This is a genomic window from Desulfobulbus rhabdoformis (assembly GCF_016919065.1).
Classification (GTDB): domain Bacteria; phylum Desulfobacterota; class Desulfobulbia; order Desulfobulbales; family Desulfobulbaceae; genus Desulfobulbus; species Desulfobulbus rhabdoformis.
This window is the reverse complement of the sequence record NZ_JAFFQA010000003.1, coordinates 186,153-197,742: the sequence shown is the minus strand read 5'-3', so window position 1 is coordinate 197,742 and position 11,590 is coordinate 186,153. Positions and strand designations below refer to the sequence as shown.

Sequence of the window (11,590 nt, the reverse complement as noted above, 5' to 3'; positions counted from 1 at the left end):
GGCCATTAGGTTGTCGCCATTGCCACCGCTGGCAGAGAATTTTTGAGATCGCCGTGCGCCCCTTATCCCAATGGTCGGCAGTGATCTGACGAATTTCATCCAGATCGTGCTGGTTGAGGTGGCGACCACGAATTTTGTACATAGGTGCTGTGATTTCCATAACAGCACCGTAGCAAATGCTGGCTTACGACGCCAGCGAAAAAATTAGACCCCGTGATCGGTTACAGACAGTGTGCTTGCTGGCTAAGAATTTCATGCGCTTGCCCTGCTGCCAACCCACAGATTCTGCAGAAAAACTATTTTTTAAAGAGAGGGGAAATTGAAATCAGAATCAAAGTTCGCAGTAATTGCAAACTGCCAGTCATCGCCTTTGTCAAATTTTATAGACCGACTTTCTCCATCGATTACAAAAAAGAAAATTCCTGCTGTTCATACATTGGACAAAAATAAGCCTGAGGAGCTTTTTGCACAAATTGATGATGTTGAAATCATTATTCATCAACCCATCGGGAGTAGTTTTGGTGAATTGTGTATAGATAATATAAAAACAAAGTTTCCTTTAAAAAAATATATTTCATTTCCATCAATACACTTTGACGGATACTTTCCAAACTTAATGTATTTAAGATTGCCAACTGGCGGAACACTTAAAGGTACAATAGGGGATTACCATGACTCTCGGTTAGTTGAGGCAGCCATTAACAATTATTCAACATTAGATACAGTTGATATGCTGTCTAGATTAAAAAATCGAAGTGAGGTTATTTCTGAAATTGATATTTCACTTGAAAGGTTAAGGGCAAAGGAAAAATTCCTTGATATCAATGTGAGTGAATATATCCGTAAAAATCTTCTAAATAGAAGAATGTTCTATGTGTTTAATCATCCAAATAATGAAATCCTAATTTATGTAGCTAAGGCTGTATATGATCAATTATCAATTTCTATTGATGAAAAAGCATTAGCGAACTGCTATAAAGTTCCTGACTATTTGAATAAAAGCCAAGCCAAAATTGATAGCTCTGTTCTGTCAATAATGGACTCAGTTATAAAAGATGATGAGTTGTACGCTAATAGACTTGATCCAGAAAATCATCAAGTTTATACTCTTGAAGAGTATGTCGATAATCAGTTATATGCATATAAAAATATATCTGCCCTAGGAGATATTTATAATTTCGCAATTGAAAAGAGGAAAGCTATTGGATATTAACATCGACAAATTTTGCTTCCTAGTAGTTAGTTTCATAAATAGCATTACAAACTCAGCTTAACTCTAAATCGAATTTTCTCCAACGGAATGGGACCGGTTGCTCGTTGATTTCAGCAATTCCTTGAAGTACTCGCTCTTTCAATTCTTCTTTCGAAGTCACGCGGAGGTGTCGCAAAAAGGTACGTGCCATTTTAGAGAAAGCGCACTTAACCAGATTAAGCCAGGAACCATGCTTTGGTGTATGGATAAATTCAAATCTCCCGGGTCTAGTAGCCAGGTATTTCATCGTTTCCTTTGAAATGTGTGAGGAATGGTTGTCCTGTACCACTCGGATGATTGCTTCTGACCTGGTACAGAAAAAGTGGACACAAAGTCAAGAGCGTTTAGGATGCTCTTTGGAGGTGTTCACATGGAAAAATCGACACGCCGGAAATTTTCGGATGAATTCAAAGAAGAGGTTGTGAAACTGGTTACGGATCAGGAATATAAAATTTCTGAAGCGTCCCCCGGAACCTCGGTATTCACGCCTCTCAACTTCAACGGTGGGTTAAAGTAAAAAAGTCTGCAGCAAATCCGCCTGCGGTTAGTATGATTCAGTTACAAGCCGAACTCATGCATTTGCGGCGAGAAAATGAACGTCTGCGGATGGAGCGAGAGATCTTAAAAAAGGCGACTGCCTTCTTCGCGAAAGAATCGATTTGATATTTTCTTTCATCGATAACGAGAAGAGGGCTTTCCCGCTGGTCTTGTTGTGTAAAGTCATGCAAGTCAGCCGCAGTGGATATTATTGTTGGAAAAAAGGGAGCCATCTGCACAGGAGCAGGAGCGTGTCAAGTTAATTCCCAGGGGCCGTTCTATCCATGAGCAAACAAAGGATATGGTAGCCGGAGGATGTCCCACGAGATCAATGCTCTCGGGTTTCCTTGCGGCAAGCATAAGGCTGGAACGTTAATGAAACTGGCAGGTGTTGCCGCCAAACAAGGAAAACGATTTAAGGCCACAACCGACAGCAAGCATACATTTCCCGTGGCCCTCAACCTTCTGAACAGCAAATTTTCGATTACCACGCCGAATTGCGTTTGGGCTGGAGACATCACTTACATCTGGACATCCGAGGGATGGTTATACCTGGCGGTGGTCCTTGATCTTCATTCCCGTCGCGTTGTGGGCTGGTCAATGAACAAACGTATCTCTAGACAATTGGTCATAGATGCATTCATCACGGCGCTCTGGCGACGAAAACCGCCACGAGGTCTCATCTTTCAATCTGACCGAGGCTCTCAGTATTGCAGTCATGATTTTTAATAGTTACTCAAAAAACATGGCACACTACCCAGTATGAGTAGGAAAGGAGATTGTTGGGATAATGCAGTGGCTGAAGTTTTTTCGGTACTCTCAAAATGGAGTTGGCCTTTGGAACGACGTATTTCAGCCGAGCTGATGCCAGGCACGATATCGTCGATTACATCGAGATGGTTTACAACAGCAGACGTCGTCATTCCTTCCTGGGGTATATGTCCCCTATGGAATTTGAGAAACAGAAACTTTGGGAAAAAGCAGCTTAACAAACTGTCCACTTTTATTTGACCACGTCAATCTAACCAGGTTTAACGAACGGAGATGTATTGTGATTCATGACAAGCTTGAAAACTGGAACCTTTACTTTTCTGGTGAGCCTTGGAAAACAGCTTTTGACTATCTACTCGGTCTATCATCAGAGACGCCACTTGCCCAAAAAGTACTGCTTCACAGCGATGGGCTTTACGCCAGTGTCATGAGCTATCAGACCCGGGGGACGAAAGAATCCGTTCTGGAAACCCACGATCATTTTGTTGATATCCAGGTGACCTTGTCTGGTTGTGAGGGAATTGACTGGTTCGACCGGGAGACCCTGCAGATAAAAATCCCCTATGATACCGAACTGGATCGTACCTTTTACCATCGCCCTGATACGGCCTGTACGCATGTCAATAATGATCCAGGCTACTTTACCCTATTGTTCCCAGGTGATGCTCACATGCCTATGTTGCAGGGAAAGGGAGAAAGTAAAATGGTTAAAAAGGTCGTCGTCAAGGTGCCGATAGAGTCGCTGCAACCTTAGGATAAAAACTTTTGCTTTTTCTCGATACATCCTCTTTATCAGAAACATATATCAGTTGTTGGCGCCTTTTCCTCCAACTTACTGTGCGGCAGCTATCTCTAAACCAAGAGGTAGAGGCAGTAAATAATTTTGCTATCGATAAAAATGAAGAGTTTATTTTTATCAGTTCCTCCCAAGCTCTTTCCCGTCGTCTCTTACTCAATTACAAACACATTTATATTGCGCCTCGACAACCGCCCAGGTGTATCGATTTCTGCCTGCATCAACAATTACTCGCCAAAGAAAATGGGAACGAAGTCGACTCACCAGATGATAAGCTAAACACTTGGCTGCAAACACTAACAACGGCTTCCCCTCAGGTAAGCTTGGTCAGCTCGGTATTCTCTGCTGATACGTACCTGGACAGCTTTCTCAAAAATATGAGGAAGTTGGAGGTGTACAACAACTATGAACATTTCCTGATCCGGCCTGGATCTCCGGGGGATGAGCACTCAGCGCTGATCGACCATGTCCGGCACCATCCTGGAGCAATCTACATCAATCTAAAACACGATCCTGGATTATATCAGGTTTGGAATATCGGAGTTCGACTGGCCACTGCCCCCTATCTGTCCAACGCAAATCTGGACGATCGTCGTGCGCCTGATCATGTTGCGCGTATGTGTGCCTGCCTTGATCAGCATCCAGATGTGGCCGTTGCAAGTAGTCGATTATTTGCTACTGACCAACCCAACCTGCCATGGAATAAATCGACAGCTTGCCCACAGATGTTCGGTAATGTACCGGGAGGGCGCTATGCTGTTCAAGGCCTTGTAAAGCAAAATGACTGCGGCGCGGTCTCTCGAAATTTGCCACATTGCATGCCGGTTTGGCGACGGCGCCTGCACGCCGATTATGGTGAGTTCAATGAAAAAAATTACGGCCCTTCGGCTGATTGGGAGTTTTGGCTGCGAGTCGGGGTGCAGGGGGAAACCTTTTATTTCCTGCCGGAAGCTCTTGGTTTGTACCTGCAGCACCCCGAATCCTACTGGCATCGACAGGAAGAATCGAAACAGGAACACTTCGACCAGCGAATTCTGAGAAAATATTCAGGGCTTCTTTATCAAGCAAGTTCAAGCTACCATCAGCCTCTGGCAATGGATATAGCACTAGCGCATAGGTTGCTCACAGCCCACGATTATGGAAGTGGAATCTGCTGGCTGCTGCGTTCGTTGAAGCGTGGTTGGCAGGCAGGGGTTGCGGCACAGGAATTACTGACAGCACTTTGTCAAAAGTTTCTGGGATGTGCACCACTGGAATGGGGCCCCTTACTTGCCCAGTGGAATGGAAAAAGTGATGGCTTACTTTCGGTTATGGTCGACTTGGTACATAACATAAAGGGAGCGGTGGGAGACCGACTGTATCGTCTTTTTGATTTTGCCTGTCTTGATTGGTACGCAATGACAGGGGAACGGCAATGGCTTTCGCTTCGTGCATTTTGGGCCCGCTTGGCTGGTTACGGGCCATTGGAGAAGGTGATTCTCAAATCTCTCTTTGCGGAAAGCCCCCGCTGGTTTTGGCAACATCTGCAATCTGTCTACCGTTTTACCGCACCATTGAAGGAAATGATAACCTTACTGGGCTGCATGAGGGGAGCAACCACTTCCGATCTGAAAGCGACAAGTGATATACGCTTGATTTTCTTTCCGGATTATCGTTCCTCCAATAGTTATACTGAACTATTGTATCGGACAATTGTCGATCAAGGTGGGCAGGTTACTGCGGCTTCAACAGTTGCAGATCTTGCGGCACTCTCACCTCTGCCCGGAAGAAAGAATGTTATCCATATTCACTGGATCCAGGCAATTTTAAAAGATTGCGATGCAAGCCAGCTGACCAAACGGGTGGATGATTTTCTGGAGCTGCTGACCAGGCAGCAACAGAAGGGGTTTGCTCTCTATTGGACGGTCCATAACCGGCTTAGCCATGATGGATACAAGCCTGCGTTTGAAAGTGTATTCCGGAGGCGACTTGCGGCCTTGGTTGACCGAATTTATCTGCATCATCCTCTGGCAGTCGAACTACTGGAATGGCTCGACTACCAGGATAAAATCTGTCTGGTTGAACATGGTCGTTATACCACCCCGACATATATCGATGATGATCCGCAGCTATCAAGAAAGGTCACTGGCATTGATGCGCAAGGGACTGTATTATGTCATCTTGGCCTGATTCGAGACTACAAAGGTTTAGAGGAAACTCTCCCCGTTCTTTTGAACAGTTTGTCTTCTGAAAATACAATGCAGGTAGTTGTTGCTGGGAGGGTTGTCGGTGCTTCGCTGCAAAAATGGCTACAGAAGCAAAGGCACCCTCGGTTGATGATCAAGAGAGAGCGATTAAGCCTGGAGATGCTTGAACGCTATATGCATGCGGCCGATTACGGTTTTTTGTCATATCGGGACATTTTAACATCAGGCTCACTGTTTCATTGGTTTTCTTGTGGTCGACCGGTGATTGCGCCAGCCAAAGGAACGATTCCTGCTTATGTGGTGGACGGCTGGAACGGTTTTCTGTATTCCGATGAAACGGATCTGGGTAATGTTATTGAGCGTGCAACCTCATTAACTATGTCACAAAGAAAACAGCTGGGGGCCAATGCACTTTCGGTGGCAAACACACTCAATTGGGAATTTTTTTGAATTTATAGTTTGTCGTCCTCGTACTTGACCACGAATTAAGGTCTATACCTGATTCCACCGGGCTTGCCGTTGAATTAACATGCTACGAACATTATTTTTTTTTCGCGCTTACCATAAAAAACAGTTTTCTCAGGCTCTTGCCCAATGCACCTCCTTAGCCCCATTGGATAATGCCTATCAACTGTACGCCTGTTGTCGGCTTGATATGCACCAGACCGTATCGGCATCACCGACCTATACAGGAAAAAATTGGCGTGGCGGCCTTGCCCGCGCTATTTCCCTGGCCGCCTGTGGCCGTAAAACGGAGGCTGAACAAGAAACATCTCTCTGGCTGGAACACCGGAGGTCGAATAAACAAAAAATTCTCCTGGCCAAAGGTCTGGCAGCATTTCATCCTGAGCTGGCCCAGGGGCTGTTGGAAAATGTACCTGAAGCGGTTTTACTCCGGGTTGGGATTTGCCAGCGCTTAGGGCGTATCTCCCAGGCGCGTGACCTGCTTGCAACGCTATCTGCTTTAGGTGAAGTCCCAGCTCCCCCTGAGTATAGCCTTTTTCTCGATAATGCGGCAATGAGCCTGTCCCCGGCGGATCGATTGGCTGGTCTCAATCGGTTTTTGCTCGCCAGGGGGGTATCAGAACTCTCTCTTGTCAACGCTGAGGCACCACCGTCACCGCTAAATGTCGTCTCCGCGGCAGATTTACCCGAAGTTCAGGGGCCACTGGTGAGTGTGCTCATGACCGCGTTTAATTCCGCTCAAAGAATTATGAGTGCAATTCAGTCACTTCTCAATCAGACCTATCGTAATATCGAGCTGGTTGTGATCGACGATGCCAGTAACGACACCACCGGGCAGATAGTTCAAAATATGGCAACACAAGATCATCGAATTCGCTTCCTTCGTTTGCCACGTAACGTTGGCACATACGTCGCAAAAAATATTGGTCTAGAATGTGCGACGGGTGAATTTGTCACCTGCCATGACTCTGATGATTGGGCGCATCCGCTCAAAATCGAACGTCAGGTTGCTCCGCTGCTTGCAGATTCGAAGTTGGTTTTTACGACCTCCTATTGGGTGCGAATGCAGGACGATGGCATATATTACGCCCGTCCGGTTTACCCACTGATGCGTCTTAATCCAGCCTCTCCATTATTTCGCAAACAGCAGGTACTTGAATTAGCAGGTGCCTGGGATCCTGTGCGTACCGGTGCGGATAGTGAATTTCTCGCCCGTCTCAAGCTGGTCTTTGGTCCGCAAAGGATGAAACGAATCATGCAACCTCTCACCCTGGGATCACATCACCCCGATTCTTTAATGACGGCCCAAAAAACCGGTTACAATGCTGATGGAATGTCACCAAGCCGTCTGGCATACTGGGAATCCTGGAATCGGTGGCATGTTGACCGACTAAGGACAAAAAGGATACCGAAACTGGAACCATTCACTTCCTCCACTCGGAGTTTTCTTGCCCCACAGGAAATACAAGTTCCCTTTGAGGATATCGATTATTGTGTGCAGCAGATAAGGAAAAAGAATGGGTAAAATTCTGATAATCTCACCTGGCATACGTCGAATCCCGCATGGAGAACAGTTTACAACTGAATTTGACCACTGGGAGTTCAATCGTCGTGCACGATATGAAGCTGTAGCTGGCTGGGGACACAAAACAACAGCTGAGCGGGCAAGACAATTTGCGCTGAAAAAGGGAATTCCTTACGTTGCCCTGGAAGACGGATTTCTCCGTTCTGTCCGGCTAGGACGTGACGGGGAACCGCCACTGAGCCTGGTAGTCGATCCAGTGGGGATCTATTATGATGCTCGCCAGCCCTCTCAACTGGAACAATGGCTCGAACAAGGTCGCTGGTCTGATCCTCATTTACTCGAACGCGCTCGGTCTGTCCGCACGCAAATTCGAACTGAGCGCCTCAGTAAATACAATAACGCACCTGATAAACAACTTTGGCCGACTGCAGATGTAAAACGGGTACTGGTCATAGACCAAACCTATGGTGACATGTCAGTGACAGGTGCCATGGCGGATGCGACCTCTTTTCGGAAAATGTTGGAGGCCGCACTGGACGAAAATCCTCAGGCAGAAATTGTCGTTAAAACCCACCCCGATGTTCTGGCTGGGCATCGAGAAGGCTACTTGGGAGAAATCCCCGAGTTCGCCCGGATTCAACTCCTGACCGCCCAGGTGAACCCATGGTCGGTGCTCGATGGTGTGAGCAAGGTGTACACGGTGAGCAGTCTGTTGGGTTTCGAAGCACTCCTGGCGGGTAAGAAAGTACGCTGCTTCGGTATGCCCTTTTATGCCGGTTGGGGGTTAACGGCTGATGAACAAATTTGCTCCCGCCGCTCCCGCAGCTGTTCCATTGACGAACTCTTCGCTGCTGCCTACCTGAAATACGCCCGTTATGTCGATCCAATTACCGAACAGCGCTGCGAGATTGAAGATATCATTCCTCTCCTCTCGGATCGACGGCGACATTGGTTGTTGACACGTGGGAAGACTGTATGCAGTGGGGTTGCTCCCTGGAAACGAAAATTTCTGCCAGCCTTTCTCTCGCAGGAAAAAAAAGCTGTCAGTTTTGCAAAAAATGCGGATACAGCTCTTGAGCAGGCGCAGAAACGACATGAACGTTGGGCGCTTTGGTCCTCAAAAGAAACTGCTCCGCTCAGATTGAAGGCTGAGAGCAAGCAGGTGCAGATACTGCGAGTGGAGGATGCTTTCCTGCGTTCAGTTGGCTTGGGGTCGGACTTGGTTCGTCCCGGCTCTTTAGCACTGGATGACGAAGGAATCTACTACGATGGCTTCCGTCCTAGTCGATTGGAAACACTGTTACGTGAAACCATTTTCAATGAACCATTGCTCAAACGCGCCGAGTTACTCCATAAACATATCCTGGCCAATGGGCTCACCAAGTACAATATCGGTAATCAGGGCGAAATAGCTTTCCTGAACAGTGGGAAACCATTAATTCTGATTCCAGGACAGGTCGAGGATGACGCATCAGTCCTGCGCAGCTCCCCGGAAATCAAAACGAATCTTGAACTGTTGCGTACTGTCCGGAAGGCGAGGCCGGATGGATATATTGCCTACAAGCCTCATCCTGATGTTTTTGCAGGCAATCGTACCGGAATGATAGACTCTGCAGAAGCACTGCTGTATGCTGATGAAATTGTGACTGATCTATCAATGGATAGCCTGCTCTCTGTCGTTGATGAGGTCCACACTATGACTTCATTAAGCGGTTTTGAGGCTCTACTGAGAGGCTGCAAGGTCTCGACGTATGGCCTCCCATTCTACGCTGGCTGGGGACTTACTGAAGACCGTCTGACTTGCTCGCGGCGTGGGCGACAACTCAATTTGGCCGAACTCATTGCCGGGACATTGATCCTGTACCCTACCTATGTCCATCCAGGGAACGGACAGGTGTGCGCCGTAGAACATTTGCTCGATTGGTTGGCGGCAAATAAACACGCTCCACAAACGGCTAGTCTCAAAACTCGAGCGATTCGTTTCTATCAACGCATTGAGCGACATCTTTTGGCCGTTCTCAAAAAAAATGAAGAGCGAAGTAGTCTGCGCTAAGACAAACTAAATAACCGAATATCATGTCCTCAATTGTTAATTCCAATACCAATACAACGAGGAAGGCCTTCATTGCGGAGTGCATCCGAATGATTTGGATACCTTTAAACAGCAGGAAGACGTGATTGTTACGAACCTTCACAGTCCTGAACTTGAAGATGTTCAAGAAAAAGTGTTTACCAAAGATCTTTTTGGATCAAATTGACACCTGGAATAATCTTAATTTTTTCACCTCTTTTAACTTCTTTTAGCCTTTGGGAATACCTTGCCATGTCCGATCAACAAATATCTCCAAACGCCATTCTCTATAGAGGAAATATAACTCAGCAACATAGAGAAAAACTGTTGGGGCAGAAGGGTCTGGCCCTCTGGTTTACCGGTCTCTCCGGATCCGGTAAATCAACAATTGCTCATGCAGTTGAGGACCGTCTGCACGCTCTTAGTCACTTGACATATGTGTTTGACGGCGACAACGTGCGGCACGGTTTATGTGGAGATCTAAGCTTTTCAACAGAAGCCCGAGCGGAGAACAACCGTCGTATAGCTGAAATGCTGCGACTTTTTCTTGATGCCGGTATCATCTGCCTGGCCGCCTTTATCTCTCCGATGCGTGCTGATCGACAACGTATCCGTGATATCGTCGGTGAAGAGAAATTATTGGAAATTTTTGTGCATTGTCCGGTTGCTGAATGTGAACGACGGGACGTTAAAGGATTGTATAAATTAGCGAGAGCGGGAAAAATTAAGAACTACACCGGAATATCCGCTCCCTATGAAGAACCGCAAAACGCGGCTTTGGTCTTGGAAACCCACGAAGAGACTGTTGAGGATTGTGTTGAAAAAGTTCTGCGCCTCGTCCTGTCTCGCCAATGACTTTTTCTTATATAGTTTTTCTCCTGATATTTTAAAACTATGGGAAATCCCACTACTGATTCTATCTGGCTCTACGCCCTTAATTTTTCTTCGTGGAAACATCCGGTTGTTCGCTGCTGCTTTCCTCAAGCCCAGATTCATTTCATCTCCAATGCATCTCAGGTCCCTGCTGCAGGAACTGTGATCATCTGGGGAATGCGCCCGTATTCAGGAAAATTGCCAAAAAACGCAAGTGTCATTCGAGTCGAAGACGGCTTTCTCCGATCTGTCGGCCTGGGAGCTGATCTCATTCGCCCCATGTCCTGGGTTATTGATCATCGCGGCATTTACTATGACGCCACCAAACCATCGGATTTGGAGCATATTCTTGCCCATACCGATTTCACCGCGGAGATCCTTGACAGAGCCGCCCGTTTTCGCAAACGGATCGTGCAGGAAGGTCTGACCAAATACAACATAGGAGCCAATCACTGGCAACGACCTGCAACGGGGAAACGCGTTATTCTTGTGCCTGGTCAGGTGGAAAGCGATGCCTCGCTGGCCTATGGTGCGCCGGGTATTCGCACCAACATGGAACTCCTACAGGCAGTCCGAGAAAAAAATCCCGATGCATACATACTCTACAAACCTCATCCCGATGTTCTTGCTGGCTTGCGTGCACAGGGAGCAAACGAACAGGACGCCGAGACTCTCTGTGACCAACAGATTATAGATGTGGCCATGTCCACCATTCTACCCCAGGTCGATGAAGTCCATGTTCTGACCTCCCTGGCGGGATTTGAGGCTTTGCTTCGCAAGAAACCGGTCACCTGCTATGGGCACCCCTTTTATTCCGGCTGGGGCCTGACCCAAGATATTCTCCCCCATGCACGACGTGGTCGAAACCTGTCACTTGATGCACTTGTGGCCGGATCCTTACTCCTCTATCCCTGTTATCTGAGTCGCACCAGCGATAAACTGATTTCAGCCGAACAAGCTATGGATCAACTTCTTCAATGGCGCAACAAGGCAGGACAAAGCACGCCCTGGTGGCGTCATCTCAAGCGCTTTTTTATTCGTCGGATTGTGGGGGTGCGATGAGATCAGGGCGGACCTTTCTTCTTCTTCAGGGGGTCTGCTCCCCCTTTTTTTA

7 protein-coding genes and 3 pseudogenes are annotated in these 11,590 nt (G+C 47.1%); 9 read left to right on the top strand and 1 reads right to left on the bottom strand.

Annotation, left to right across the window (positions count from 1 at the left end; all coding sequences use genetic code 11):
- Nucleotides 1–319: 319 nt before the first annotated feature.
- Complete coding sequence (locus JWJ90_RS02845; protein ID WP_205225661.1) at nucleotides 320–1,213, top strand: WcbI family polysaccharide biosynthesis putative acetyltransferase; 894 nt, start codon at nucleotides 320–322, stop codon at nucleotides 1,211–1,213.
- 52 nt (nucleotides 1,214–1,265) lie between these two features.
- On the opposite strand, the pseudogene JWJ90_RS02840 reads toward JWJ90_RS02845, so the two are convergent.
- Nucleotides 1,266–1,556 (bottom strand): annotated as a pseudogene (locus JWJ90_RS02840) (transposase); the annotation flags it as partial.
- 66 nt (nucleotides 1,557–1,622) lie between these two features.
- On the opposite strand from JWJ90_RS02840, the pseudogene JWJ90_RS02835 reads away from it, so the two are divergent.
- The 8 genes and pseudogenes from JWJ90_RS02835 (at nucleotide 1,623) to JWJ90_RS02805 (ending at nucleotide 11,538) form a co-directional block, all read left to right on the top strand.
- Nucleotides 1,623–2,778: pseudogene (locus JWJ90_RS02835) on the top strand (IS3 family transposase).
- 62 nt (nucleotides 2,779–2,840) lie between these two features.
- Nucleotides 2,841–3,314: a YhcH/YjgK/YiaL family protein gene (locus tag JWJ90_RS02830; RefSeq protein WP_205225660.1), complete on the top strand. Its 474-nt coding sequence runs from the start codon at nucleotides 2,841–2,843 to the stop codon at nucleotides 3,312–3,314.
- 11 nt (nucleotides 3,315–3,325) lie between these two features.
- Nucleotides 3,326–5,992 carry a glycosyltransferase gene (locus JWJ90_RS02825; protein ID WP_205225659.1) on the top strand — a complete coding sequence of 889 codons (2,667 nt, stop codon included), beginning with the start codon at nucleotides 3,326–3,328 and terminating at the stop codon, nucleotides 5,990–5,992.
- A 79-nt stretch (nucleotides 5,993–6,071) separates the two neighbouring features.
- Nucleotides 6,072–7,532, top strand: a complete 1,461-nt coding sequence (locus JWJ90_RS02820; RefSeq protein WP_205225658.1) for a glycosyltransferase family 2 protein — start codon at nucleotides 6,072–6,074, stop codon at nucleotides 7,530–7,532.
- Nucleotides 7,525–9,585 carry a capsular polysaccharide biosynthesis protein gene (locus JWJ90_RS02815; RefSeq protein ID WP_205225657.1) on the top strand — a complete coding sequence of 687 codons (2,061 nt, stop codon included), beginning with the start codon at nucleotides 7,525–7,527 and terminating at the stop codon, nucleotides 9,583–9,585. Before JWJ90_RS02820 ends, JWJ90_RS02815 begins: the two co-directional genes overlap by 8 nt.
- A gap of 91 nt (nucleotides 9,586–9,676) precedes the next feature.
- Nucleotides 9,677–9,790 (top strand): annotated as a pseudogene (locus JWJ90_RS23890) (UDP-glucose 6-dehydrogenase); the annotation flags it as partial.
- A 65-nt stretch (nucleotides 9,791–9,855) separates the two neighbouring features.
- The gene (gene cysC / locus JWJ90_RS02810; protein WP_205225667.1) at nucleotides 9,856–10,458 is read left to right on the top strand and encodes an adenylyl-sulfate kinase; all 603 of its coding nucleotides are present in this window, start codon (nucleotides 9,856–9,858) and stop codon (nucleotides 10,456–10,458) included.
- Nucleotides 10,459–10,497: 39 nt separating this feature from the next.
- Nucleotides 10,498–11,538, top strand: coding sequence for a capsular polysaccharide export protein, LipB/KpsS family (locus tag JWJ90_RS02805; RefSeq protein ID WP_205225656.1), 1,041 nt, complete (start codon nucleotides 10,498–10,500; stop codon nucleotides 11,536–11,538).
- The last annotated feature ends 52 nt before the right edge of the window (nucleotides 11,539–11,590 follow it).

What these genes read in the sequence shown, in the direction of transcription:
- JWJ90_RS02805 (WP_205225656.1), top strand. Translation starts at nt 10,498, where the DNA reads ATGGGAAATCCCACTACTGATTCTATCTGGCTCTACGCCCTTAATTTT.
- JWJ90_RS02815 (WP_205225657.1), top strand. Translation starts at nt 7,525, where the DNA reads ATGGGTAAAATTCTGATAATCTCACCTGGCATACGTCGAATCCCGCAT.
- cysC (WP_205225667.1), top strand. Translation starts at nt 9,856, where the DNA reads ATGTCCGATCAACAAATATCTCCAAACGCCATTCTCTATAGAGGAAAT.
- JWJ90_RS02820 (WP_205225658.1), top strand. Translation starts at nt 6,072, where the DNA reads ATGCTACGAACATTATTTTTTTTTCGCGCTTACCATAAAAAACAGTTT.